Raw genomic sequence first — 24,627 nt, 5'->3', positions numbered from 1 at the left:
CCGGCGCCGAGACTGCCTGTCAGCCCCGGCGGCGCCATTCCATCCAGCGCTCCTTGCCTGCAAATACGGCAATGGAATCCGTCACATCCTGCTCATCGGCCAACTCGAAATCGGCATGCAATAAGCGTTCCAGTTCGGCCCGGCTGATGCCGAACGGCGGCCCTTTGGGCGAGTCGTCGAAAAAGAAGAAGCCGGCCAGCGTGGCGCCTGACGGCAACAGCTCTGCCCAGCGGCTGACGATATCGGCACGCCGGGCGGGCGGCAAAGCGCACAGAAAGGCGCGCTCGTAGATAAAGCCGAGCGGCTGCTGCGCTTCATAGGTAAAGAAATCGGCTTGCAGCACGCGCCCGGACCATTTGCCCAGCACTGCCCTTGCTGCGCCGACGGCAGCGCCGGAGAAGTCGATGGCGGTTACATCCCAGCCGGCCTCGGCCAGATAGGCTACTTCGTAGCCGGTGCCGCAACCTGGAATCAGGGTCGACGCCGGTTTACTGCGGTTCACGTACTGCTGCAGCGCCAGCGGCACGCCGCCGTTATCCCATGGCATGAAATCCTGCTCGAAACGCTCGCTCCAGAAATCGGGGTGCGAGGGATCGCGGCTGGCAAACTTGGGAGGAAAATCGGGGGGCGGCATGGCTACCACCAGATTCTGTGCGCGAAGCGAAGATAAAGCAGCGTCAGCAATACACCTGCGATGGCGCCGCCGCCGAGATAGACCACGATGCCCAGGAAGTGGTTGGTCTTGCGCTGCTCGGCAATCAGCTGCCACATCAGTTCATTACTGTGTTCGCCGCGCGGCTCGATGGCCTTGCTCATTACCTGATGCGCCAGCCGCGGCAGTTGCGGCAACAGCTTGCTGTAACGCGGCACTTCGATTTTCAGATGCTGCAGCAGGCCGCGCCAGCCCATCTGTTCGCTCATCCAGCGCTCCAGGTGCGGCTTGGCGGTTTTCCACAGGTCCAGCTCCGGATCCAGCTGGCGGCCCAGGCCCTCGACATTGAGCAAGGTCTTTTGCAGGAGCACCAGCTGCGGCTGCACTTCGACATTGAAGCGGCGCGAGGTCTGGAACAGGCGCAGCAGCACCTGGCCGAAGGAGATATCTTTCAGCGGCCGGTCGAAGATCGGTTCGCAGCAGGCACGCACCGCCGACTCCAACTCGTCGACCCGGGTTTCCTTGGGCGCCCAGCCGGATTCGATATGCGCTTCCGCCACGCGCTTGTAATCGCGCTGGAAAAACGCCAGGAAATTCTGCGACAGATAATCCTTGTCGAAATCGTTGAGGGTGCCGACGATGCCGAAATCGAGCGCGATGTAGCGGCCGAAAGTGGCCGGCGCTACCGACACCAGGATATTCCCGGGATGCATGTCGGCATGGAAAAAGCCGTCGCGGAACACCTGAGTGAAGAAAATCTCGACGCCGTCGCGCGACAGCTTGCCGAGATCGACGCCGGCGTCTCGCAGGCGGTCCAGCTGCGAAATCGGGATGCCGTGCATGCGTTCCATCACGATCACCGAAGGCGAGCAGTATTCCCAGTACATCTCGGGCACCACCAGCAAATCCGAATCGGCGAAATTGCGGCGCAGCTGGCTGCCGTTGGCGGCTTCGCGCATCAAGTCCAGCTCATCGTGCAGATACTTGTCGAATTCGCCCACCACTTCACGCGCCTTCAGGCGACGGCCGTCGGCCCACAGCCTCTCCACCAGGCCAGCGGCGATATGCATCAGCGCCACGTCTTCATCGATGGATTTTTTCATGCCGGGACGCAGCACCTTGACCGCTACTTCCTTGCCATTTCGCAGTGTCGCAAAGTGTACCTGCGCAATCGAGGCTGAGGCCACCGGTTCACGCTCGAAGCTGGCGAACAACTCATCCGGATGGGCCTTCAATGATTTTTCGATCTGTGCAATCGCCAGGTCCGAGCTGAAGGGCGGCACGCGATCCTGCAGGCGCGCCAACTCGTCGACCATGTCGCCCGGCACCAAATCGCGACGGGTCGACAGCACTTGTCCGAACTTGACGAAAATCGGCCCCAGTTCTTCCAGCGCCATGCGCAGGCGCTCGCCGCGCGGCGCCGAAATATCGCGCCAGAAAATCAGGGTATCGATCAGCTTGGAAATGCGCGGCGTATCAAAACCCGACATGGCGATATCGTCCAGGCCATAACGCACCGCAACGCGGACGATCTTAAGAACTCGCAAAAATTTCAGAATCATGGGGTTTTCAATTTGTTGATGCGTTTCGCCAGGCGCTCCAGATCGTCGCGCAGCCTGGTGACATCATTCGTAAAATCGGATACAGCTTGCGGCCGTACCAGCATCGGCTGTTCTTCCAGAAAATATTCGGCCAGGTTTTCCGTCAGTTTTTTATGCGTAGAGCGAACGCCGGCGATCAGCGCATTGCCGCCGGAGACGATGCGCACGGCGGCGATATCGCCGACCAGCTTGCTCAGGTCGTGCTCGGCATCCCAGTGCAAACCCTGGCTGACCTGGGAAATCGCATTGGCAAAATCAGCGTCGCCCTGGATCTTCACATAAGAGAAAGCACGCTCGCGGTTCTGCGCGATCAGCGGCAAATCCGCCAGATTGACTCGGATGGTGACATTGGGGACGTTCACCACCTGCTGGTCGCTGTCCGGCGGCGGCGCCTGCAGCAAGCCGTCGGCGCTGACCTGCCAGCTCAGCTTGACGGCGCCGCCGTCAAAACAGGCGACCTTGCCGGCATGCGACGCCAGGATACGCTGCGCCCACGGTTCTTGCGCCAACAGGTGATTGACAGACGCGGTAATCGGCTTGAAGTTTAGTGGTGAAGTCATCGTCATAAAATAAAACCGCCCATGATTATTCATGGGCGGTCCAAGTTTATCAGTTTGTCAGCCCCAGAGCCTGTTTATGCTCTGGGGCGCGGTAAATCAGCCTGCTTATGCTGCCACTTGCTGAATTCCCGCCAAAACCCAGCCACCCTGCCCCGACAAAGGCTTGGACATATTCCAGACTTCGGTGAACGGCTCGGCCGAGGCTTCCGGCACTTCCTTGATCAGGCCGGTGAACTTGACGCTGGCCAGGTAATCGTTGCCGACGGTTTCGATGCCCATCAGTTCGCCATCCAGCTGCACGACGTCGGTGTTATTCGGCGAAGCGCCGCGTTCCTGCAATTGCAGGCGTAGTTCGCCAAACATTTCCGGCGTGGTGAATTCGCGGATATCGTTGATGTCGGCCTTGTCCCAGGCGGCCTGCAGACGGATGAAGTAAGTCTTGGCGCTGCGGACGAAACCGGGTACGTCGAAATCCGCCGGAATTCCCCAAGGAGCGCTGTTAGCCGCGGCAGCCGGAGCGGCTGAGGATTGGAACGATGAAGCGGAATTGACGCGGGAACCGATTTCAGGGGTGAAACTGGACGAATTGCTATCGAAATTGGCCGCGGGAAGATTGCCTCCCAGGTTAGGCGCCGAGCCTGGACCGGAATATGCCGCCGGCGCAGGACTGTTCTTGCGCATTACCAATCGCACAACAAAAATTACCGCGACCGCCAGCAAGGCTATCATCAGGAATGAACCGAAAGCGCCGCCCATACCGAAATGCGACATCAGGGCGCCCAGGCCGAGACCCAGCAAGGCGCCGCCGAGGATGCCCTTCCATGGGCTGGCCGGTTTAGGCGGAACTGCAGACGGGGTGGCGGCAGGCGCTGCCGGCTTGGCCTGGTTGGCGTTGCCGAAATTCTGCGACGGCGCGCTTGGCGCCTGGCGCGAAATGCCGGACGACTGCTTGCCGAACGAGCCGCCGCCGCCGAGCCGACGGGCGTCGGCATTCGAGATTGTCATCGACAAAGTGGTTGCGACCATCAGCAACATCAGCAAAAACTTCTTCATGCGAGCTCCTACAGTTTTATGCCGGTATGCAAGGCCGCCACACCGGCAGTTAAATTGAAATACTCAACCCGCGCCAAGCCCGCATCCGTCATCATCTGTTTCAGAGTGTCCTGATCGGGATGCATGCGAATCGACTCCGCCAGGTAGCGATAGCTTTCAGAATCATTGGCAATCTGCTTGCCCAGCCACGGCAATACGGAAAACGAGTAAACGTCGTAGGGCTTTTTCAAAGGCTCCCATACTTTCGAAAACTCCAGCACCAGCAGTTTGCCGCCCGGCTTCAGCACACGGCGCATTTCCGCCAGTGCGGCATCCTTGTGCGTCATGTTGCGCAAACCGAAGGCCACCGAGACGCGGTCGAAATAATTGTCCGGGAACGGCAATTTCTCGGCGTCGCATAGCAAGGTGGGGGTGGACAAGCCATTATTCAAGAGACGATCACGGCCGACGCGCAGCATCGACTCGTTGATGTCGGTCAGCCAGACTTCGCCGGTAGGCCCGGCGCGCTTGGCGAACGCCTTGGCCAGGTCGCCGGTGCCGCCGGCGATATCCAGCACCTTGAAACCGGGGCGGATGGCGGCCTGGGCGATGGTGAAAATCTTCCAGACCCGATGCAGGCCGGCCGACATCAGATCGTTCATGACGTCGTATTTAGGCGCAACCGAGTGGAAAACTTCGGCGACTTTGTGGACTTTATCGTCCTCGGAGACGGTTTTATAACCGAAATGGGTGGTGTTGGTCATATCAGCAACCTTATTTGGCAGACTAGCATTATACAAGTCCGGCACTCAGGCGTTTGGCTTGTTGCACTTGATTTGCTGTATATCAAGCACAGGCAGATGCTCCTTGGTTCGACCGGCTGCCTGCCGCTTAATTCCGCATTGCGCGTAATTTACGGAAAAATCTGGTGAAAATCGACCAACGTGTGAGAAGAATGCCCGAACCTGGCCTAGGGTGATGTCGTTGCCAAAACCTGCTTATGCTTTATCGGCCTTGCCGGCCGCGTTGGCCAGCTTGCTCAGCATCTGGTCCAGCAGCCACGGTTTGCGGTCCTGGTCTTCCGCCAGTTCCTTGCGGCGGATGGCGTTGCGCACTACCAGCGAACCGAGATAGCGTACCGGCTCCGGCGGAAACTGTCCGCGCGGGCCGGCCGCCAGCGGGCTGCGGCTCCAGTCATTGTCCAGGCCGAGCACCAGCGATGACAGCAGTTGCCCGCCCATGTAGCTGGGGCCGACACCGTTGCCGGAATAGCCGAAACCGTAGAACACATTCGGCATATCGTTCAGCCGTCCGAAGAACGGAAAACCGGTGACCGAGCGGTCTGACGGTCCGTTCCAGCTGGCCGTGATCGGCACGCCGGCCAGCGCCGGGAAGAATTCATGCAGGCTGCGCTTGAGTTGCTGCTCATAGGGGGAACGCTGGTCGAATACCGGCAGGATGCGGCCGCGCCAGGCGAAGGTGTTGCCGCCCTTGCCCAGCATCAGGCGGCCGTCTTCGGTAGTGCGGTAATAGAACACGAAGGTGCGCGAATCGAGCACCGACACACCGTCTGTCAGGCCGATGCGCTGCAGCAGCTCGGGACATTTTTCCGTGATCACCATATCGCTGGACACCACCGCCAGCGTGCGCTCGAACTGCGGGAAGCGGCTGGCCATCCAGGCATTGATCGCCAACACCACCTTGCCGGCCTGCAGGCTGCCGGCGGGTGTTTGCAAGGTAACTCTGGCGCCAGGCGTGAACGACAGCATCGGCGTTCTTTCGTAAATCCGCACCCCCATCTGCAAGGCGACGCGGCGCAAACCGCGCACCAGCTTGCCCGGATGGACGGTCGCCGCCATCGGTGAAAACACGCCGGACAGATTGCGCGCCGAACCAGAGCGGCGCTGCACTTCGGCGTCCGGCAGAGAATGATAGGAACTGATGCCCTGGCGCTTCAGTTCATCCAGCACCGGATCCAGCACGCCCAGCTGCGCTTTGGTGGTGGCGGTGAAGAGCGTGCCGTCCTGGCGGAATTCGGCGTTGATCTTGTGCTCGCGGCAGAAATTGCCGATATGGTCGACCACTGCTTCCGAAGCCTTCACCAGCCTGATCGCTTCGGCCTCGCCGAACAGGCGGCGCAAGGTAAAGAATTTGGTCGACCAGGTCAGCAGGCAGCCGCCGTTGCGGCCGCTGGCGCCGGCGCCGCACAGGTCGCTTTCGACGATGGCGATGTCCAGCGCGGGATTTTGCTGCTTCAGCTGGATCGCGCTCCACAAGCCGGTAAAGCCGCCGCCGACGATCGCGACGTCGGCCTTTTGCTGGCCTTGCAGAGCGGGAGCCAGCTCGCCGTCGGTGAATAATGCATCTTCCAGCCAGAATGGGCGCATGGGGTATCTATCCTAGATAATCAAAAAAGAATGGCCCGGTAATGAGAACACTCTTAGACCTAAACAAATTTCCTCCACGTCATTTCCGCGAACGCGGGAATCCATTTTCGATCGCAATTTGGATTCCCGCGTTCGCGGGAATGACCGTGATTTTGAAGCAAGCTATGTCCTGACTGATGCACAGGCCGACATCAGTCTGGAGAAATGCTGCAGATCGGGCGTCTGCATTCCCGCCACCTTGGCCTGATCGTCCCAAAGACGCAGGCTGACAGCATCGGCAGCGTAGGGCCGGGCAATGAACTGCGCAGCGTCGGCCGCGGAAAATACACCGCCCTGCAATTCCAGGCTGCGCTTGGAATCTTCGGAAAGACGTCCCCAATAGGCGGCGTCTGTCGCGCATAGATAGCGCTTGGCGTCCACGTGCAGACGGATCGGCTCCAGCACCGCCGCGCTGAACAAGCCGCGCAAATAGGGGATGGCAAAATATTGATGGGTGTCGTCGACGCCGCGCGCCGACGGCGTCTCGCCTTGAGGATTGAGCAGATGGCCGAGGTCGTGCAGCAAGGCGGCGCATACCAGTTCAGTATCGGCGCCGGCCTGTTCGGCCAGGGTCGCAGATTGCAGGGCATGCTGCAGCTGATTGACCGGCTCGCCGCTATACATTTCATGGCCGCCCTGTTCGAACAGATCGCAGATTTGCGCAATAGTGAGCATGTTGGAAATCCGATCAGTTCCAGGGCAAGGAATAGGTCTTGGTGTTGCAGAAGCTCTTCATCGCTTCTTGCACGCCTTCCTTGTAGCCGAGGCCGGAATCCTTGATGCCGCCGAACGGCGTCAGCTCCAGCCGGTAACCCGGGACTTCGCGCACATTGATGCTGCCGACTTCCAGTTCGCGCACAAAGCGCGTGATGTAATCGAGCCGGTTGGTGCAGACCGAGGACGACAAACCATAAGGTGTGGAGTTAGAAATGCGGATCGCATCGGCGATATCGGTGCAGCGTATCACTGGCGAGACCGGACCGAAAGTTTCTTCCGCCACCAGCTGGCAGTCGGCCGGAACGTGATCCAGCACGGTCGGTGAATACACAGCGCCGTCGCGCTGGTTGCCGAACAACAGTTTGGCGCCGCGCTGGCAGGCGTCGTTCACCTTGGCTTCGAAGACGCTGGCGGAGCGGGCATCGATTACTGTACCCATGTCGTTCTGCAGATCCATCGGATTTCCGTACTTGACCGCTTTAGTCTTGCGCACCAGCAGATCGACGAATTCGTCCGCCACGGCCTGGTGCACGATCATGCGCTTGATGGCAGTACAGCGCTGGCCGGAATTCTTGTAGGAGCCGGACACCGCCAGCGTTGCCGCTTCTTCCAGGTCGGCGTCTTCCATCACGATGATGGGATCGTTACCGCCCAGTTCCAGCACCTGGCGCTTGTAGACGGCTTTGCCGGCGATGTATTTGCCGATCGGCACGCCGCCGGTAAAGGTCACCAGGTCGACATCCGGATTGACCAGCATCTCGTCGGCGATTTCAGCCGGATCGCCGGTCACCACCGAGAACATTTCCGGCGGCAAGCCTGCTTCATACAGGATATCGGCCAGCAGCAGCGCCGACAGCGGCGTTTTCTCAGTCGGCTTCAGCACCATCCGGTTATTGGTGGCGATGGATGGCGCAACCTTGTGGGCGACCTGGTTGAGCGGATGATTGAATGGCGTGATGGCCGAGATGGCGCCCAGCAGCGGTTCTTTCAGCGTGTAGACCTTGCGCTGCTTGCCATGCGGCGTCAGGTCGCAGGAAAACACTTGGCCGTCATCTACCAGCGCCTGGTTGGCGGCAAACACAAAAACGTCGCAAGCGCGGCCGACTTCGTACAGGCTGTCTTTCTTGCACAGGCCGGCTTCCGCCGTGATCAGGTCGGAGATGGCATCGGTATTGGCGCGCAGCAGTTCCGCAGTGCGCAGCATGATGCGCGAGCGCTCGTAGCGCGTCAGCGGCGAGCGGAATGCGCGCGCCGTCTTGAAGGCGTGACGGATGTCGTCCACCGTGGCTTTCGGCACCGAACCGACCAGCGCGCCATTGAAGGGGTTACGGATTTCTATGCGGCGCGGGTTGCCAACCAGCTTGCCGGCAATCCGCATGTCTTGATGTAAAGGTTCGCCCTGCTTGAGCTTGCTCAGTTCGGTCAGCATCATGTCCTCGAATCAATCGATGGTTGTGGTTTCTTGCTTACTGCGCGTGCTTATTGTGCATGATTCATGGCCAGATAGAACACATCGAAATTGCGCAGACGGTGATCGGCGGGAATCGCGCTCAGCTTGCGGTTGAACATCAGCGGCACTCTTTGTTCCGAGATGCCGCCGTGCGAGCGCAGCGGCAGCTTCAGCTCGGACAGGTCGTGGCGGCTGGCGGCAGTGCCGATCACGGTCAGGCGTTCGCTCACCACCACCAGGTCGCCGATGCGGTCTGGCGGCAGCTCGAAGCGCTGGGCCGCCTGTTCGCGCGTCAGCACCAGCTCGATGCCGGAGATGGCGCGGATCTTGTCGGCGATTTCAGCGGCATTGGCGGCGGCGCCCAGGTACACCGTTGCGTAGGAGCCAAGTGCGCCGTGGTGCACTACGTAAGGATCGGTGATCGGCAGGATGACGCGGGTCTTCTCGACGCCGACCTTGGCATCCAGCACGTCTTGCAGATAAATCACGTTCGGCTTACCGGCGCTGTCGGTCTTGGCGTTCATGCCATGGTCGGCGGTCAGGCCGATCACCGCACCCAAAGTATCGAGCTGGGTCAGGTAATGATCCATCATGGCGTAGAAGGCATTGGCGCCCGGCGTGCCCGGTGCGTACTTGTGCTGGATATAGTCAGTGGTCGACAGATACATGATGTCAGGCCGTTCGCTGGCCAGCAGCTTGACGCCGGCGGCGAACACGAACTCCGACAACTCGGCGCTGTACACTGACGGCAAAGGCATGCCGACCCGCTCCAGCAGATTGGCTATGCCATTCTGTTCCAGCGTGGCCTGGTCAGCCTTCTCCGCCGAGAAGCAGATGCCGCGCATCTTGTGGCCCAGCAGGCCGCGCAGCTTGTCCTTGGCGGTGATCACCGCCACCTTGGCGCCGGCGTCGGCAAAGGTGGCCAGGATGGTGGCGGCGCGCAGGTACTTGGCGTCGTTCATCATCACTTCCTGCTTGGTTTCCAGATCGTAGAAGTAGTTGCCGCAAATACCGTGCACCGCCGGCGGCACGCCGGTCACGATCGACAGGTTGTTGGGATTGGTGAAGCTGGGCACCACGCAATCGGCGCTCAGCACCGTGCCCTGCTCCACCATCTTTTTCATGAAGGGTGCGACGCCGGCCTGGATCGCCTGGTTGATGTATTCCTGCTCGCAGCCGTCAACACAGACCACCACCAGCGGTTGCTGCATCGCTTGATAGCTACGGCCATTAATGTTGAAAGAACCGTTGAAAGAGCCGCTGAGGGTTTTGGTATTGGACATGTGCTTGCCTTCGCTGTAAGTCTGAGGGGCTTGCTACTTCAAAGTGATCTGTTCGGCTGCCGCTGCGGCGGCCATCTTTTCCTGCGCCTTGTGCATGCGCTGGCGGCCGGCTTCGGCGTGTTCGCGCATGATGGCGCCGGCGGCCTGCGCATCGCCGGCGGCGATGGCGTCGACGATCTGGTGATGTTCGGTAGTGGAAGTCGGCAAGCTGCCCTTTTGCGCCAGCGCCGAACGGCGGAACAGGTTGAGTTCGTTGACCAGGCGGCGGTAGGTATGCAACAGCTTCTTATTGGCGCTGAACTGCACCAAGGCATCGTGGAAGGCCAGGTTCAGCTTCAGGTAGCCGTCGACATCGCCCAGGGCGACCATGCCATCCATGCGCTCCAGCAGCGTGCGCAGTTCCTGCACCTGGGCCGGCTTGATGGCGGCGGCCAGCTTGCGGCCGATCAGCTCATCCAGCGCTGCCCGCACTTCATAGATCTCGTCGGCTTCCTCGACCGAGATCTGGCGCACGAAGACGCCGCAATTCTTTTCCTGCTGCACCAGGCCAGCCTCTTCCAGCGCACGGAACGCTTCGCGCACCGGGCCGCGCGAAACACCCAGCATTTCCGCCAGCGACACTTCATTGAGCTTGTCGCCGGCGACCAGGTCGCCGGCCAGGATCATGCGCTCAAGCTCCTTCTGCACCAATGAAGGCAGCGAATTTTTCTGGACCAGGGCGATGGTGTTCATTGTGCGGTTGGTTGTCATGGCGTTTCTTTTTTTTGAGTTGGTGATTGCACTTTAATTTAACAACGTGTAGATTGTCAACAAAATACATAAAACATGATGCAATAAAAAGCGTCAGAAAGGAAAAGCTGGTGTCCATGACAACACAGCAACTGACCCAGGTTTCGGTATTTGCAACGGTGGACGATTTGCTCAACATCTGAGGAGATGAGAATGAAACAGCAATTTGCACGAATCCTGCGCGCCAGCGCAGCAGCCGGGGCAGCCGCTGCCCTGCTCGGCGCCGGCTCCATGCTGGCGGCATCCAGCAGCCATGCCCAGGGAAAAACAGCGCTGCTGGTGTACACCGCACTGGAAACCGATGCCATGAAGCAGTACAAGGATGGCTTCGAAAAGGCCAATCCGACGGTAGAGATCCGCTGGGTGCGCGATTCCACCGGCGTCGTGACCGCTAAACTGCTGGCTGAAAAAAACAATCCGCAAGCCGACGTGGTGGTCGGCCTGGCCGCCACCAGCCTGGCGCTGCTGGGCCAGGAAGGCATGCTGCTGCCGTATGAACCAAGCGGCATGAAAGAACTGAATCCGGCCTATGTCGACACGGCGCGGCCGCCAGCCTGGGTCGGCATGGATGTCTGGGGCGCCACCGTCTGCTTCAATACCGTCGAAGCCAAGAAACTCAACCTGCCCAAGCCAACCAGCTGGCAAGACCTGGCCAAGCCGGTCTACAAGGGCCAGATCGTGATGCCGCACCCGGCTTCCAGCGGCACCGGCTATCTGGACGTCACCGCCTGGCTGCAAATGTTCGGCGAAGCCAAGGGCTGGCAGTACATGGACGCCCTGCACCAGAACATCGCCCAATATACCCACTCCGGCTCCAAACCCTGCACCATGGCCGGCACCGGCGAATTCCCGATCGGCATCTCATTCGAATTCCGCGGCCACCAGGTCAAGCGCAGCGGCGCCCCCGTCGAATTGATTTTCCCGAAAGAAGGCCTGGGCTGGGATGTGGAAGCAAGCGGCATCATGAAGGGTACCAAGAACCTGGCCGCGGCCCAAAAACTGGTCGACTGGATGAGCAGCAAGGAAGCCAACCAGGTGAGCGCCAACTGGTGGGCCATCGTAGCCTATCCCGGCATCGCCAAGAAAGTGGAAGGGATTCCGGACGACTACGAAAAGCTGCTGATCAAACCCAACGATTTCAACTGGTCCGCCAAGAACCGCGAACGCATCCTGGCCGAATGGGGCACGCGCTACAACTCCAAAGCGGAAAAGAAGTAAGCCCACGAGCTATCCGGAGAATTGCCATGATGCCGCAGCAGAGTCCTTGTTCAACCAGCCAGCCGTATCTGGCGCTGGAAAATATCTCTAAGTCGTTCGGCAGTTTCCATGCTCTGCGCGACATCAACCTGAGCGTCGCCGAAGGCGAATTCGTCTGTTTCCTGGGGCCGTCCGGCTGCGGCAAGACCACTCTGCTGCGCATCATCGCCGGCCTCGAAAGCCAGGACCAGGGCCGCATCGTCCAGGGCGGCAAGGATATTTCCTGGCTGGCGCCGATCAAGCGCGACTACGGCATCGTGTTCCAGTCCTATGCGCTGTTTCCCAACCTGACCATCGCCGACAATGTCGCCTACGGCCTGGTGAACCGGCGCCAGAGCCGCAGCGCCAGCGCCGCGCGGGTGCAGGAACTGCTGGCGCTGGCGGGACTGCCGACCAGCGGCAGCAAATATCCTGGACAATTGTCCGGCGGCCAGCAGCAGCGGATTGCGCTGGTGCGGGCGCTGGCCACCTCGCCCGGCTTGCTGCTGCTGGATGAGCCGCTGTCGGCGCTGGATGCGCTGGAGCGGGTACGCTTGCGCAGCGAGATCCGCCAGCTGCAGCAGCGGCTGGGCGTGACCACCATCATGGTCACCCACGACCAGGAAGAAGCACTGACCATGGCCGACCGCATCGTAGTGATGAACCATGGCGTCATCGAGCAGTGCGGCAAGCCGCAGGATATCTACCTGCAACCCGGATCGCCTTTCGTTGCTTCGTTCGTCGGCAAGGTCAACATCCTGCGCGGCACTTCGCTCGGCGACGGCCGTTTCCGCGTCGGCCAGCTGGATTTCCATTGCGAATCGCGGGTCGATCATATTCCAGCGGGGGCGCCGGTCAAGGTCTATCTGCGGCCGGAAGACTTTGTCGCCCGCGACGTCGAGCAGCGCACCCGCAACCACACCATGGCGGAAGTGAAGAAGATCGAATTCCTGGGCGCCTTCAGCTATCTGACGGTGCTGCTGGAAGGCATGGAACAGCAGCCAGTGGTGGCCTCGATGTCGCTCAACCTGTTGAAAGAACTCGGCATCGTTGTCGGCAGCAAGCTGCGCTACGGCCTGCTGCCGGAACGCATCCGCGTGTATCCGGAACACGCACCATGCCAGACGGTGGCGGCGTGAGCAGGCCGGCCAGCACGCTCGGCATCTTGCCGCTGCCGGCCAGTGTCACAGCGGGCGGCCGCCAGCAAAGCCACTGGCACGACCGTATCGCTCATGGCTTGCTGTTGCTGGTATGCGCCGGGCTGGCGGTATTCCTGCTGATGCCGGTGCTGACGATCCTGATCCAGAGCGTACAGGACAAGGATGGCGCTTTCGTCGGCCTGCGCCAGTTCAGCGAATACATGGCGACCCCTGCCTTGCGGCAATCGGTGCTAAACACCTTGCTGGTGGCGGTTTCGGTGACGCTGCTGGTGATCCCGGCGGCCTTCACTTTCGCCTATGCGCTGACGCGCAGCATGATGCCGTTCAAGCGCTTGTTCCGCACCTTGTCGCTGATCCCTATCCTGGCGCCGTCGCTGCTGGCGGCGATTTCATTCATCCAGTGGTTCGGCACCCAGGGCCTGCTCAAGGGCTTGCTGGGCGGCGCTTCCATCTATGGTCCGATCGGCATCATCATCAGCGAATGCTACGCGGTGTTTCCGCACGCGCTGATGATCCTGATTACCGCGCTGTCGCTGGCCGACGGCCGCCTGTATGAAGTTGCGGAATCGCTCGGCACCAGCCGCCTGCGCAAATTCCGCACCATCACCCTGCCCGGCGCCAAGTACGGCCTGATCAGCGCAGCGCTGGTGGTGTTCACATTCACCGTCAACGACTTCGGCGTACCCAAGGTGATCGGCGGCGATTTCAATGTACTCGCCATCGATGTCTACCAGCTGGTGATCGGCCAGCAGAATTTCAACAAGGGGGCGGTAGTCAGCTTGCTGCTGCTGTTGCCGGCGCTGATGGCGTTTGCTGTCGATTTCAGTATACGGCGCAAGCTGCAATCGCAACTGTCGGCGCGCGCCGTGCCTTTCGTGCCGAAGCCACACCGCCTCTTCGACAGCCTGATGTTCTGCTATTGCGCCACGGTTTGCCTGTTGCTGCTGTCCGTGCTCGGCATGGCGGTGTATACCTCCTTCATCAAGCTGTGGCCTTACAACCTGACGCTGGTATGGGACCACTATTATTTCGGCCTGGTCCAGGACGGCATCCTGGAATCCTATTTCAACAGCCTGCGGCTGGCAGCCTATGTGGTCGCCAGCGGCATCGTACTGATTTTCGGCAGCGCTTACCTGGTGGAAAAAACCCGCGGCATGGACGCCGCCCGGCCAATCATCCGCTTGCTGGCGATGCTGCCGATGGGCGTGCCGGGCCTGGTGCTGGGCCTGGGCTACATCATGTTCTTCAACCATCCGGCCAATCCGCTCGGCTTCCTGTATGGCAGCATGGCGATCCTGGTATTGTCGACCGTGGTGCACTATTTCACCTCCAGCTATCTGACCGCCGTCACAGCCCTGAAAGCGATCGACAACGAGTTCGAAGCGGTATCGGCCTCGCTCAAGGTGCCCTTCTACAAGACCTTCATGCGCGTCACGGTGCCGGTCTGCATGCCGGCCATCCTGGATATCGGCCGCTACCTGTTCATCAACGCCATGACTACCATCTCAGCGGTGGTGTTCCTGTATTCGCCCGACACTACCCTGGCCTCGGTGGCGCTGCTGAACCTGGAAGCCGAAGGCAAGATCGGCCCGGCGGCGGCGATGGGCACCCTGATCGTGCTGACCTCGGCGCTGGTCTGCCTGTTGTACGCGCTGGCGACCGGCGTGCTGCTGAAGAAGGCGCAAAACTGGCGCCGCTGCTGAATCATCTGACTACCTGACCAACACCTGTCCCAATATCTGCACCCGACCAAAGGAAATATCATGAGCCTGCAAAGCCGCGACCCGATTCTGCTGACCCCCGGACCATTGACAACTTCGCTCGCCACCAAGAGCGCCATGCTGCAAGACTGGGGTTCATGGGATGCCTCCTTCAATGCGATCACCGCCAAGGTACGCCAGCAGCTGCTGGACATCGCCAACGCCCATGAATCCCATGATTGCGTGCCGATGCAGGGCAGCGGCACGTTTTCGATAGAAGCGGCGGTCAACACCCTGCTGCCGCGCAACGGCCACATGCTGGTGCTGATCAACGGCGCCTACGGCAAGCGCATGGCCAAGATAGTGGAAATGATGGGACGCCAGGTATCTGTATTTGAAACCGCCGACGATGTGCCGACCACCGGCGCCGATGTCGAGCAGGTTTTGAGCAATGACCGCAGCATCACCCATGTTGGCGTGATCCATTGCGAAACCAGCACTGGCATCCTCAATCCGCTGGCGGACATCGCTGAGGTGGTGGCGGCGCACAAGAAGAGCCTGATCATCGACGCCATGAGTTCCTTCGGTGCGCTGGCCATCGATGCAGCCAAAATCCCGTTCGACGCACTGATCGCCGCCAGCGGCAAATGCATCGAAGGTCCCCCTGGCATGGGCTTTGTCATCGTCCGCAAGTGCGTGCTGGAAAAATCCGCCGGCAATTCGCGCTCCCTGTCGCTAGACCTGCACGATCAGTGGGCCTACATGGAAAAGACCACCCAATGGCGCTTCACGCCGCCGACCCATATTGTGGTTGCCTTCCATCAGGCGCTCAATCAGTTCTTTGCGGAAGGCGGCCAGCCGGCGCGTCTGGCGCGTTATACGAAAAACTATGAGACTTTGATGGCCGGCATGCGTGAATTGGGATTAGTGCAGTTTCTGCCGGCAAAAATCCAGGCGCCGATCATCGTCACGATGCACGCGCCGAATAGCGCCAATTATGAATTCAAGGATTTCTACAACCGGGTGCGCGACAAGGGTTTCATTCTCTACCCGGGCAAGCTGACCCAGGCCGAAACTTTCCGCGTGGGTTGCATAGGGGCGATCGGCGCGGAAGAAATGCAGCAGGCGGTGCATGCGATAGGCGATACGCTGCGGGAGATGGGAATCAAGACCAGGAATGCGGTCAATTCCTGATGGATTCTGCGTGGGGCCTTGCGCGCCTCGCTCCGTCATTCCCGCGAACGCGGGAATCCAAACTATTGAATTTGGCAGTGAGAATGGATTCCCGCGTTCGCGGGAATGACGGGATCACCGAGGCGTGACCGACGAGGTGGCGGTGACTAGATTGCCAACTCTTTCAGGCGCAGCCGTGGCCGCCCGCGCTCTTGCTGGTCATCGACAGATCGCGTCCGGCCTCTCGGCCATGACCGGCGGCATCCAGACGCTGCAGGTAGTCTTCCCACATCACTTCCTGATCGCGGCCCAGCTTGTACAGATAGGCCCAGGTAAAGATGCCACTGACGTGGCCGTCCGAGAAAGTCGGTTTGACGGCGTAATTGCCGACCGGATCGAGCGCCGCCATTTCGACATTGCGCTTGCCGGTCTGCAGTACTTCCTGACCGGGACCGTGGCCGCTGACTTCGGCCGACGGCGAATATACGCGCATCAGTTCGAACGGCAGCAAAAACACGGCGCCGTCATCGAAGGCGACTTCCAGCTTGCACGACTGCTTGTGTACTACGAATGACACCGGCGCAGGCGCCGGGGCTGATTGCTTGGAACCGGTCATGGAGATTGCCTGTAGAGAGGATTAAAACTGCTCGGAGATGGCGGAACGCAATGCGCCCAGCAATGCCTGCCGCTGCTCCAGGGTGGATGGCGACGGCTGCCGTTGCGCCTCGGCCCATACCGGACTGGGAAAATGCGCATCGTCCGCATAGCGTGGAATCACATGCCAGTGCAGGTGCGGCGTCATGTTGCCGAGGCTGGCCAGGTTGATTTTCTCCGGCTGCATGACGGCGCGCACTATCGATTCCACCTTGCAGACCGCGGCCATCAAGGTGCTGCGATCGGCCACCGGCAGGTCAGTCATTTCCTTGACGTGATCGTTCCAGACGACACGGCAGAAACCTGGATAGGAGGCGTCATCGACCAGCACCACGCGAAATTCCTTGGCGTAATGGAGTACTTCCCCACCGTCGCCGTTGCACAGTTCGCAATCAGCTGAATGCATTTTCATGGTCACACCAGGATCCGTTCGATGCCGCCGTTGTTGGCGCGCGCAACATAGTCAGGCAACCAGTTCTCGCCCAGCAGGTGACGCGCCATCTCCACCACGATGTAATCGGCGGTGGTGCCGGAATCGTCGTTGTAGCGCGACAAACCCTGCAGGCAGGACGGGCAGGAAGTGAGGATCTTGACGTCGCCGCCAAAACCGTCGGCGCGCAGCTTGTCGGCGCCCTTGTTCATTTCCTCTTCCTTGCGGAAGCGCACCTGGGTCGAAACATCCGGACGGCTGACGCCGAAGGTGCCAGACTCGCCGCAGCAGCGCTCGTTCTTTTCGATCTTGGCGCCGTCGTCGGTGGTGATCAGAGCATTCACTGTCTTCATCGGATCCTGCAGCTTCATCGGGCTGTGGCAAGGATCGTGGTACATATAACGCGTACCGCTGACGCCTTCCAGCTTGAGATTTTTCTCCAGCAGGTATTCGTGGATATCGATGATGCGGCAGCCCGGGAAGATCTTGTCGAACTGGTAGCCCTGCAACTGATCGTAGCAAGTGCCGCAGGAAACGATCACGGTCTTGATGTCGAGATAGTTCAGGGTATTCGCCATGCGATGGAACAGCACGCGATTGTCGGTGATGATCTTCTCGGCCTTGTCGTAATCGCCCGAACCACGCTGCGGATAACCGCAGCACAGGTAGCCCGGCGGCAGCACGGTTTGCACGCCGACCTGCCACAGCATGGCTTGCGTAGCCAGGCCGACCTGCGAGAACAGCCGTTCCGAACCGCAACCCGGGAAATAGAATACGGCTTCGGTATCGGCGGTGGTGCTCTTCGGATCGCGGATGATCGGCACGATCTTGTCGTCTTCGATATCCAGCAAGGCGCGCGCGGTCTTCTTCGGCAGGTTGCCCGGCATCTTCTTGTTGATGAAGTGGATCACCTGCTCTTTGATCGGCGCCTTGCCGACGGTCGCAGGTGGCTTCTTGGTCTGTTTCTTGGCGAATTTCTTCAGCAGGTCGTTGCCGAAGCGCTGCGCCTTGAAACCCCAGTCGGTCATGACCTTGCGCGTCATGTTGATGGTGGCCGGATCGGTCGCATTCAGGAAGAACATGGCCGCGGTGGTGCCGGGATTGAACGATTTCTTGTTCATCTTGCGCAGCAGGTTGCGCATGTTCATCGAGACGTTGCCGAAATCGATATCGACCGGGCATGGCGTTACGCACTTGTGGCAGACGGTGCAATGGTCGGCCACATCTTCGAATTCTTCCCAGTGCTTGATCGAAATGCCGCGCCGGGTCTGCTCTTCGTACAGGAAGGCTTCCACCAGCAGCGAAGTGGCCAGGATCTTGTTGCGCGGCGAGTACAGCAGGTTGGCGCGCGGCACGTGGGTGGCGCACACCGGCTTGCACTTGCCGCAACGCAGGCAATCCTTGACGCTGTTGGCGATGTCACCGATATCGCTTTGCTGCATGATCAGCGATTCGTGCCCCATCAGGCCGAACGACGGCGTATAGGCATTGCTGAGGTCGGCCTCGAAGCCCGGCAGGTTCAGCAGCTTGCCCTTGTTGAAGCGGCCTTCCGGATCGACGCGCAGCTTGTAGCTGCGGAAATCCTTGATCTCGTCTTCGGTCAGGAATTCCAGTTTGGTGATGCCGATCCCGTGCTCGCCCGAAATCACGCCGTCCAGCGAACGCGCCAGGGTCATGATGCGGGCCACCGCGGCGTGCGCGTCCTGCAGCATTTCGTAGTGATCGGAATTGACCGGCAGGTTGGTATGGACGTTGCCGTCGCCCGCATGCATGTGCAAGGCGACAAACACGCGGCCGCGCAAGACGCGCTTGTGCACCGCGCTGCACTCGTCGAGGATCAGCTTGAAGGACGCGCCATTGAAGATCTGCCGCAGCAAAGCCCGCACTTCCTGTTTCCAGGAGATGCGGATGGTGCGGTCCTGCACCACGTCGAACACGGTGGCGTCCGGCTGCTGCAGCAGGCGCTGCTCGAACACGAGGTCGAGTTTTTCCAGGCCGAGTGCGAACAATTGCGGCTTGGCGTCCCGCAGCGGCGTATCCAGGTGCTCCAGCAGATAAGTCCAGCGCGCCTGCACGTTGTCGAGCAGCTGCTCGGCCTGGTGCACGCGGTCTTCCAGGATTTCGGTGGCGGGAATATCGTCGCCGTCGGCGTCATCGCCCTTGCCCAGCGGCAGATTGCCCTTGAGCAGGAATTCGCGCAGCTCGTCCAGCAGCTGCAGCTTGTTCTTGGCCGACAGTTCGATATTGATGCGCTCGATGCCGTCAGTGTATTCGCCCATGCGGTTGAGCGGAATCACCACGTCTTCATTGATCTTGAAGGCGTTGGTATGCTTGGCGATGGCGGCCGTGCGAGCACGATCCAGCCAGAATTTCTTGCGTGCTTCCGGGCTCACCGCGACAAAACCTTCGCCGACGCGGTTGTTGGCCATGCGCACCACTTCCGAGGCCGCTTGCGCTACCGCGTTTTCATCGTCGCCGACGATATCGCCGAAGAGGGCCATCTTAGGCAGTACGCCGCGCTTCGATTTTGTGGTGTAGCCGACTGCGCGCAGATAGCGCTCGTCCAGATGCTCCAGGCCGGCCAGGATCGCCCCGCCCTTTAAGGTCTCGGCATCGAGGAAATCCTTGATCTCGACGATCGATGGGATCGCATCGCGCGCCTGGCCGAAGAATTCCAGGCAGACGGTGCGCGTGTGCTTAGGCATCTTGTGCAGGATCCAGCGCCCGGAGGTGATCAAACCGTCGCAGCCTTCTTTTTGAATGCCAGGCAAACCCGCCAGGAATTTATCGGTGACGTCCTTGCCCAGGCCTTCCTTACGGAAGACGCGTCCGGCGATTTCCAGGATCTCGGTCTTGAACGGCTTTTCGCTTGGCCGGCCTTTTTCGGCCGGATGGCGCCATTCCAGCTGGAAGCGCGCCAGCGGGGTGTCGTGGATCTTGCCGAGGTTGTGGTCCAGACGTGTGACATCCAGCCAGTCGCCGTTCGGGTCGACCATGCGCCAGCTTGCCAGGTTGTCGAGCGCGGTGCCCCACAACACGGCTTTCTTGCCGCCGGCGTTCATGGCGATATTGCCGCCGACGCAGGACGCTTCAGCCGAAGTCGGATCGACCGCGAACACGAAGCCGGCTTTTTCAGCGGCGTCGGAAACGCGTTTGGTGACCACGCCTGCGCCCGAATAAATCGTGGCGTACTCTTTATCCAGCCCTGGCAGGACCGCCATTTCGACCGCGCCCAGCTGCTCCAGTTTTTCAGTGTTGATGACCGCCGACAAAGGCGTCAGCGGAATCGCGCCGCCGGTATAGCCGGTGCCGCCGCCGCGCGGGATGATGGTCAGGCCGAGTTCGATGCAGCCTTTGACCAGGCCGGCCATTTCATCTTCGCCGTCCGGCGTCAGCACCACGAACGGATACTCGACGCGCCAGTCGGTGGCGTCGGTCACGTGGGAAACGCGCGACAGGCCGTCGAACTTGATGTTGTCCTTGGCGGTATAGCGGCCCAGGACCTTGTTGGCGCGCTTGCGCAAGTCGTAGGTCTGGCGGAATTCGTCGGCAAAAGCGGCAATCGCCTTGCGGGCGGCAGCCAGCAGCGCTTCGACATTCTCGCTGCGCTTCTTGGCTTCTTCATCGTTGACGGCGTCGGCGCTGTCGGCCTGGTCGGTGACGATACGCCGTTTGTCGACTTCGCTGAGACGATGATGCAGCGCGTCAATCAGGGCTTGGCGACGCTTGGGATTGTCCAGCATGTCGTCCTGCAAATACGGATTGCGGCGCACCACCCAGATATCGCCCAGTACTTCATATAGCATGCGGGCGGAGCGGCCGGTCTGGCGTTTGCCGCGCAATTCGTCGAGCAAGCGCCAAGACGCTTCGCCTAGCAGACGGATCACGATCTCGCGATCGGAAAACGAGGTGTAGTTATAGGGGATCTCGCGCAATCGCGTAGGGGTGGCGCCTTGTGGCGCATCTGACAATAATGCCTGGATTTTGACTGGGGCGTTCATTGGTCTTGAGAAGTTGGCTACTGCTGCTGAATCAGCATTTTAGCTGATTGCGCCCGTTCGCGACGGCAAGCAGTCGATTTGTGCAGTGCAAGATACAGACTACAACATTCGGTTGACTTATAGCCTATTCATATGGAATTAATTAATATAATCAATTTCTATATTTTAATAGTTTTTGACTACAATCGATGCACCCCCATCACTTTCAGGAGTCCCTCATGTTCAGCCAGATCATCAGCGAAATATTGGAAAGCATTTCCTTCACACTGGCTGACTACGGCCAGTGCAAGGGCTGATCAATTACTTAGTGCAGTGCTTCGTAAGTAATGAAGCAGTACACGCCGGGAGCCTTGCCATGACACCAGTCTCTTTATCCAAAAGAAACCCTTACTTCGGCCTGTCCTATCTGCTGCGCAACCGCGCGTGGCCCGTGCGCATGCTGCCTTACGCGATCCTGCTGCTGATTACGCCGGCGATGTTCTGGGCGGGACTGTCCGCCCTCTGATTCAGACTTGCAGCTCGGTCATCACGGTAGCGACAACTTCTTCCCGCCGCATCACCCTGGTTTCAAATACATAGTGCGACAGATAGGCGGATGCCGTAATGACGCTGGTGTGGAAGGACAGCGGCTCCGATGCCGGCACCAGCTGATGGGCCACCAGATCGCATTTGAGGACGGTGTAGCTGACTTCCTTGTCAAGGATGTGATGCAGCAGCCTGCTGGTGGTCTGCGCCACCGTGTGGACGATGATGGCGACCGGCCATGCCGGGTAATCGAGGAAATGGCCGGCGCAGCGGGCCGGCGCCAGCGCCTTGCTGTGCGCAACCAGCGTATGGCCGACAGCGGCGTCAAATTCCAGCTGCACCGATTGCCGATAGGGGGAATGCTCGGAAAGCGGCGCCGACGGCACCCGGTAATCCTTGAACAGGCGCAGGAAAACCGGCTCCGACAAGGCCTGGTATTCGCAGTACAGATGGGCAAATGGCCTCTCCGCCGAAACGATGGCTTGCGCCGTCAGCGAACGCCGGTCCTGGCTCAACACCTCCGCCGTGGCCTGGTAGCAGGAGCCCGACTCGCGCTGCGCCACATCATGCAATTTGCTGTAACGCGCCTTGGTCGCCAGGTAATAGATCTGCGGCGCCGCTTGCCAGGCAACGGCGGCGCAGGAGCCGAGAATCGCCAGGTGGCGGCCGATTTCCGCGGACGCTACCGGACCGTTTTCAAAACCCAGGGGTTGCTCCGACGCAAATATTCCTTGGACAATCCGATTCGGTACGCCGCGCAACTCTGTGAATGCAAAATACGGCGCTTGCACTGCGATGCGCTCACAAATCTCCCCGATGTCCAGTTTGTTCATGGCGTTCTCTCCTCGAAGGTTTTCGATTTCAAAGAAGCATGCAAACCAGTGTTGATTCAGAGAAATATATCGTAGTGCGCTGCAAAAATCCACGGTTTATTTTCAGCTCACGCCAGCCAGCTCGCGACCTCGCGCCAGAAGCCGTCCGGCACATTCAGCAGCAGCCAGACCACCAGGATGTAGCGCAGGAATTTGCCGATCGCCATGTACATGAGCGAGGGCCAGAACGGCAGCTTGAGCCAGCCGCCCAGGGTGCAGATCGGATCGCCGACGCCCGGCACCCAGGCCAGCAGCATGGTTTTCGCGCCATAGCGCTCCAGCCAGCCGAACCAGCTGCTGCCGCGTTCGCGCGCGAACGCCTGCTTGGCGCCGTAGCCCATCCAGTAATCGACCGCCCCGCCCAGGGTGTTGCCCAGCGTGGCGACGAAGATCACCGGCCAGAACAGTGCGCCATTGACCTTCACCACGGCGAACACCGCCGGCTCGGAGCCCAGCGGCAGCAAGGTGGCGGCGACGAAGCTGATGATAAAGACGGAAGTCAGGCCGACGCTGGGCACGGCCAGGGTCTTGAGCAGCCATAAAACGGCGGATTCGATCATAAAAGCAATTCATAAAGACGGCAGACCGGCCGCGCATGGCGGCTCGAAATGAGACGGATTGCGGTGCGGCCGAGAAAACCTGGTGGCGCTAAAAAAGCCCTCCATTATAATGACCGGCTGTTTCCCGCTGCCTGATCTTGTTGCCGACCACGTTCCATCCACTACTGACTAACGACATGACCACAGATTATTTGCAAAAAATCCTCACCGCCCGCGTCTATGACGTCGCGGTCGAAACCCCGCTTGAACTGGCGACAACGCTCTCGCAGCGAATTGAAAACCAGATTTATTTCAAGCGCGAGGATATGCAAAGCGTGTTCAGCTTCAAATTGCGCGGCGCCTACAACAAGGCCGCCAGCCTGACGCCGGCGCAGCTCAAGCGCGGCATCATTTGCGCATCGGCCGGCAACCATGCCCAGGGCCTGGCGCAGTCCGCGGCCAAGCTCGGCTGCCGCGCGGTCATCGTTATGCCGAAGACCACGCCGCAGATCAAGATCGACGGCGTCAAGGCGCGCGGCGGCGAAGTGGTCTTGTTCGGCGATTCCTATACCGATGCATATAACCACGCGCTGACGCTGGAAAAAAAGCACAAGCTGACGTTTGTCCATCCTTTCGACGATCCTTACGTCATCGCCGGCCAGGGCACCATCGGCATGGAAATCCTGCGCCAGCACTCCGGCCCCATCCATGCGATCTTCGTGCCGATCGGCGGCGGCGGCTTGATCGCCGGCATCGCCGCCTATGTCAAGGCGGTGCGTCCAGAGATCAAGATCATCGGCGTGCAAACCACCGATTCCGACGCCATGGCGCGCAGCCTGAAGGCCGGCCGCCGCGTGACGCTGCCGGATGTCGGCCTGTTTGCCGACGGCACCGCGGTCAAGCTGGTGGGCGAAGAAACCTTCCGCCTGGCACGCCTGTATGTCGATGAAGTGATCCTGGTCGATACCGATGCCGTCTGCACCGCGATCAAGGACGTGTTCCAGGATACCCGCAGCATCCTGGAGCCGTCAGGCGCGCTGGCGGTGGCCGGCGCCAAAGCTTATGTCGAACGCAGCAAGGGCACGCGCAAGCCAATCAAAGACCAGACCCTGGTCACGATTGCTTCCGGCGCCAACATGAATTTCGACCGTTTGCGCTTTGTCGCCGAAATGGCCGATATCGGACAATTGCGCGAAGCGGTGTTCGCCGTCACCATCCCCGAGCAGCGCGGCAGCTTCCGCCGTTTCTGCGAGCAGGTCGGCCCGCGCAACGTCACTGAATTCAACTACCGCATCAGCGATGAAAAGACTGCCCACGTATTTGTCGGCGTGCAGACTTCGAGCCGCGACGAAGCCACCCAGATCGCCAAAAACTTCGAGAAGCACGGCTTCGATACGCTCGACCTGACCCATGACGAACTGGCCAAGGTCCACGTACGCCACCTGGTGGGCGGCAAGAGCGCACTGGCGCACGACGAATTGCTGTACCGCTTTGAATTCCCCGAGCGGCCGGGCGCGCTGATGCGCTTTTTGAATTCGATGGCGCCCAACTGGAACATCAGCCTGTTCCATTACCGCAGCCAGGGCGGCGATGTCGGCCGTATCCTGGTCGGCCTGCAGGTGCCGAAAAAAGAAATGAAAGCATTCCGTACTTTCCTTGCCAGCCTCGGCTATCGTTATTGGGACGAGAGCAGCAATCCGGTCTACAAACTGTTCCTCGGCTAAGTTGCTCAGCCTGCTTGCGGCGCAAGGCCGCAAGCAGGCATCATGGTTTCTGATAAACGCAAATACCAGCAATTTAGCAGCTCATATCAGGAACATCATGCTT

The 24,627-nt window shown here is 60.1% G+C and carries 21 protein-coding genes; 6 read left to right on the top strand and 15 right to left on the bottom strand.

All coding sequences use genetic code 11. From position 1 onward, the window contains the following. Positions 1-19: 19 nt before the first annotated feature. From BCF11_RS14415 to BCF11_RS14370, 10 genes are all read right to left on the bottom strand, one after another. Positions 20-634 carry a methyltransferase domain-containing protein gene (locus tag BCF11_RS14415; protein ID WP_098495337.1) on the bottom strand — a complete coding sequence of 205 codons (615 nt, stop codon included), beginning with the start codon at positions 632-634 and terminating at the stop codon, positions 20-22. Between the two features lie 2 nt (positions 635-636). Beyond that, entirely contained in the window at positions 637-2,214 is a 1,578-nt protein-coding gene (ubiB, locus tag BCF11_RS14410; RefSeq protein WP_098495336.1) for a ubiquinone biosynthesis regulatory protein kinase UbiB, read from the bottom strand. After that, positions 2,211-2,819, bottom strand: a complete 609-nt coding sequence (locus BCF11_RS14405; RefSeq protein WP_098495335.1) for an SCP2 domain-containing protein — start codon at positions 2,817-2,819, stop codon at positions 2,211-2,213. Before BCF11_RS14405 ends, ubiB begins: the two co-directional genes overlap by 4 nt. 99 nt (positions 2,820-2,918) lie before the next feature. Beyond that, positions 2,919-3,866 carry a Tim44 domain-containing protein gene (locus BCF11_RS14400; RefSeq protein ID WP_098495334.1) on the bottom strand — a complete coding sequence of 316 codons (948 nt, stop codon included), beginning with the start codon at positions 3,864-3,866 and terminating at the stop codon, positions 2,919-2,921. An 8-nt stretch (positions 3,867-3,874) separates the two neighbouring features. Then, positions 3,875-4,609: a bifunctional demethylmenaquinone methyltransferase/2-methoxy-6-polyprenyl-1,4-benzoquinol methylase UbiE gene (gene ubiE, locus BCF11_RS14395; RefSeq protein ID WP_098495333.1), complete on the bottom strand. Its 735-nt coding sequence runs from the start codon at positions 4,607-4,609 to the stop codon at positions 3,875-3,877. A 234-nt stretch (positions 4,610-4,843) separates the two neighbouring features. After that, positions 4,844-6,232, bottom strand: a complete 1,389-nt coding sequence (locus tag BCF11_RS14390; RefSeq protein WP_098495332.1) for an FAD-dependent oxidoreductase — start codon at positions 6,230-6,232, stop codon at positions 4,844-4,846. Positions 6,233-6,394: 162 nt separating this feature from the next. Continuing rightward, complete coding sequence (locus BCF11_RS14385; RefSeq protein ID WP_098495331.1) at positions 6,395-6,946, bottom strand: phosphonate degradation HD-domain oxygenase; 552 nt, start codon at positions 6,944-6,946, stop codon at positions 6,395-6,397. A gap of 13 nt (positions 6,947-6,959) precedes the next feature. Then, positions 6,960-8,417, bottom strand: a complete 1,458-nt coding sequence (phnY, locus tag BCF11_RS14380; protein ID WP_369827854.1) for a phosphonoacetaldehyde dehydrogenase — start codon at positions 8,415-8,417, stop codon at positions 6,960-6,962. 50 nt (positions 8,418-8,467) lie between these two features. Further along, a complete protein-coding gene (gene phnA / locus BCF11_RS14375; protein ID WP_098495329.1) occupies positions 8,468-9,721 on the bottom strand; it encodes a phosphonoacetate hydrolase in 1,254 nt (417 codons plus the stop codon). A gap of 33 nt (positions 9,722-9,754) precedes the next feature. After that, positions 9,755-10,471 (bottom strand): phosphonate utilization associated transcriptional regulator, encoded by a 717-nt coding sequence (locus BCF11_RS14370; RefSeq protein WP_098495328.1) that lies wholly within the window; start codon positions 10,469-10,471, stop codon positions 9,755-9,757. A 192-nt stretch (positions 10,472-10,663) separates the two neighbouring features. Between BCF11_RS14370 and BCF11_RS14365 the strand changes: the two genes are divergently transcribed. From BCF11_RS14365 to BCF11_RS14350, 4 genes are read left to right on the top strand one after another with little or no spacing between them, the layout of a single operon-like run. Then, entirely contained in the window at positions 10,664-11,728 is a 1,065-nt protein-coding gene (locus tag BCF11_RS14365) for a putative 2-aminoethylphosphonate ABC transporter substrate-binding protein (protein WP_233212487.1), read from the top strand. A 29-nt stretch (positions 11,729-11,757) separates the two neighbouring features. Further along, on the top strand, positions 11,758-12,885 hold the full coding sequence (locus BCF11_RS14360) for a putative 2-aminoethylphosphonate ABC transporter ATP-binding protein (RefSeq protein ID WP_098497508.1): 1,128 nt from the start codon (positions 11,758-11,760) through the stop codon (positions 12,883-12,885). Beyond that, the gene (locus tag BCF11_RS14355; RefSeq protein ID WP_233212485.1) at positions 12,864-14,609 is read left to right on the top strand and encodes a putative 2-aminoethylphosphonate ABC transporter permease subunit; all 1,746 of its coding nucleotides are present in this window, start codon (positions 12,864-12,866) and stop codon (positions 14,607-14,609) included. Before BCF11_RS14360 ends, BCF11_RS14355 begins: the two co-directional genes overlap by 22 nt. A gap of 60 nt (positions 14,610-14,669) precedes the next feature. Continuing rightward, complete coding sequence (locus BCF11_RS14350; protein WP_098495327.1) at positions 14,670-15,800, top strand: 2-aminoethylphosphonate--pyruvate transaminase; 1,131 nt, start codon at positions 14,670-14,672, stop codon at positions 15,798-15,800. 163 nt (positions 15,801-15,963) lie between these two features. Here BCF11_RS14350 and BCF11_RS14345 read toward each other — a convergent pair whose 3' ends face one another. From BCF11_RS14345 to BCF11_RS14335, 3 genes are read right to left on the bottom strand one after another with little or no spacing between them, the layout of a single operon-like run. Continuing rightward, positions 15,964-16,395 carry a gamma-butyrobetaine hydroxylase-like domain-containing protein gene (locus BCF11_RS14345; protein WP_098495326.1) on the bottom strand — a complete coding sequence of 144 codons (432 nt, stop codon included), beginning with the start codon at positions 16,393-16,395 and terminating at the stop codon, positions 15,964-15,966. Between the two features lie 21 nt (positions 16,396-16,416). Further along, positions 16,417-16,845 (bottom strand): HIT family protein, encoded by a 429-nt coding sequence (locus BCF11_RS14340; RefSeq protein ID WP_098495325.1) that lies wholly within the window; start codon positions 16,843-16,845, stop codon positions 16,417-16,419. A 2-nt stretch (positions 16,846-16,847) separates the two neighbouring features. Next, positions 16,848-20,864: a DUF3683 domain-containing protein gene (locus BCF11_RS14335; RefSeq protein WP_098495324.1), complete on the bottom strand. Its 4,017-nt coding sequence runs from the start codon at positions 20,862-20,864 to the stop codon at positions 16,848-16,850. 355 nt (positions 20,865-21,219) lie between these two features. On the opposite strand from BCF11_RS14335, the gene BCF11_RS28005 reads away from it, so the two are divergent. Then, positions 21,220-21,369, top strand: a complete 150-nt coding sequence (locus tag BCF11_RS28005; protein WP_158229199.1) for a hypothetical protein — start codon at positions 21,220-21,222, stop codon at positions 21,367-21,369. Between the two features lies 1 nt (position 21,370). Here BCF11_RS28005 and BCF11_RS14330 read toward each other — a convergent pair whose 3' ends face one another. Beyond that, entirely contained in the window at positions 21,371-22,222 is an 852-nt protein-coding gene (locus BCF11_RS14330; RefSeq protein WP_098495323.1) for a hypothetical protein, read from the bottom strand. A 107-nt stretch (positions 22,223-22,329) separates the two neighbouring features. After that, entirely contained in the window at positions 22,330-22,821 is a 492-nt protein-coding gene (locus tag BCF11_RS14325; RefSeq protein ID WP_098495322.1) for a YqaA family protein, read from the bottom strand. 176 nt (positions 22,822-22,997) lie between these two features. Between BCF11_RS14325 and ilvA the strand changes: the two genes are divergently transcribed. Then, positions 22,998-24,524, top strand: coding sequence for a threonine ammonia-lyase, biosynthetic (gene ilvA / locus BCF11_RS14320; RefSeq protein ID WP_098495321.1), 1,527 nt, complete (start codon positions 22,998-23,000; stop codon positions 24,522-24,524). Positions 24,525-24,627: the final 103 nt, after the last annotated feature.

Source organism: Collimonas sp. PA-H2 (genome assembly GCF_002564105.1).
Taxonomy (GTDB): Bacteria; Pseudomonadota; Gammaproteobacteria; order Burkholderiales; family Burkholderiaceae_D; genus Collimonas.
The sequence above is the reverse complement of the archived record's forward strand: the minus strand, read 5'-3'. Positions and strand labels throughout refer to the sequence as shown.

Bases quoted from the DNA above. Each gene is read 5' to 3' on its own strand.
- BCF11_RS14415 (WP_098495337.1), bottom strand. From the start codon at position 634: ATGCCGCCCCCCGATTTTCCTCCCAAGTTTGCCAGCCGCGATCCCTCG.
- ubiB (WP_098495336.1), bottom strand. From the start codon at position 2,214: ATGATTCTGAAATTTTTGCGAGTTCTTAAGATCGTCCGCGTTGCGGTG.
- BCF11_RS14405 (WP_098495335.1), bottom strand. From the start codon at position 2,819: ATGACGATGACTTCACCACTAAACTTCAAGCCGATTACCGCGTCTGTC.
- BCF11_RS14400 (WP_098495334.1), bottom strand. From the start codon at position 3,866: ATGAAGAAGTTTTTGCTGATGTTGCTGATGGTCGCAACCACTTTGTCG.
- ubiE (WP_098495333.1), bottom strand. From the start codon at position 4,609: ATGACCAACACCACCCATTTCGGTTATAAAACCGTCTCCGAGGACGAT.
- BCF11_RS14390 (WP_098495332.1), bottom strand. From the start codon at position 6,232: ATGCGCCCATTCTGGCTGGAAGATGCATTATTCACCGACGGCGAGCTG.
- BCF11_RS14385 (WP_098495331.1), bottom strand. From the start codon at position 6,946: ATGCTCACTATTGCGCAAATCTGCGATCTGTTCGAACAGGGCGGCCAT.
- phnY (WP_369827854.1), bottom strand. From the start codon at position 8,417: ATGCTGACCGAACTGAGCAAGCTCAAGCAGGGCGAACCTTTACATCAA.
- phnA (WP_098495329.1), bottom strand. From the start codon at position 9,721: ATGTCCAATACCAAAACCCTCAGCGGCTCTTTCAACGGTTCTTTCAAC.
- BCF11_RS14370 (WP_098495328.1), bottom strand. From the start codon at position 10,471: ATGACAACCAACCGCACAATGAACACCATCGCCCTGGTCCAGAAAAAT.
- BCF11_RS14365 (WP_233212487.1), top strand. From the start codon at position 10,664: ATGAAACAGCAATTTGCACGAATCCTGCGCGCCAGCGCAGCAGCCGGG.
- BCF11_RS14360 (WP_098497508.1), top strand. From the start codon at position 11,758: ATGCCGCAGCAGAGTCCTTGTTCAACCAGCCAGCCGTATCTGGCGCTG.
- BCF11_RS14355 (WP_233212485.1), top strand. From the start codon at position 12,864: ATGCCAGACGGTGGCGGCGTGAGCAGGCCGGCCAGCACGCTCGGCATC.
- BCF11_RS14350 (WP_098495327.1), top strand. From the start codon at position 14,670: ATGAGCCTGCAAAGCCGCGACCCGATTCTGCTGACCCCCGGACCATTG.
- BCF11_RS14345 (WP_098495326.1), bottom strand. From the start codon at position 16,395: ATGACCGGTTCCAAGCAATCAGCCCCGGCGCCTGCGCCGGTGTCATTC.
- BCF11_RS14340 (WP_098495325.1), bottom strand. From the start codon at position 16,845: ATGAAAATGCATTCAGCTGATTGCGAACTGTGCAACGGCGACGGTGGG.
- BCF11_RS14335 (WP_098495324.1), bottom strand. From the start codon at position 20,864: ATGAACGCCCCAGTCAAAATCCAGGCATTATTGTCAGATGCGCCACAA.
- BCF11_RS28005 (WP_158229199.1), top strand. From the start codon at position 21,220: ATGACACCAGTCTCTTTATCCAAAAGAAACCCTTACTTCGGCCTGTCC.
- BCF11_RS14330 (WP_098495323.1), bottom strand. From the start codon at position 22,222: ATGAACAAACTGGACATCGGGGAGATTTGTGAGCGCATCGCAGTGCAA.
- BCF11_RS14325 (WP_098495322.1), bottom strand. From the start codon at position 22,821: ATGATCGAATCCGCCGTTTTATGGCTGCTCAAGACCCTGGCCGTGCCC.
- ilvA (WP_098495321.1), top strand. From the start codon at position 22,998: ATGACCACAGATTATTTGCAAAAAATCCTCACCGCCCGCGTCTATGAC.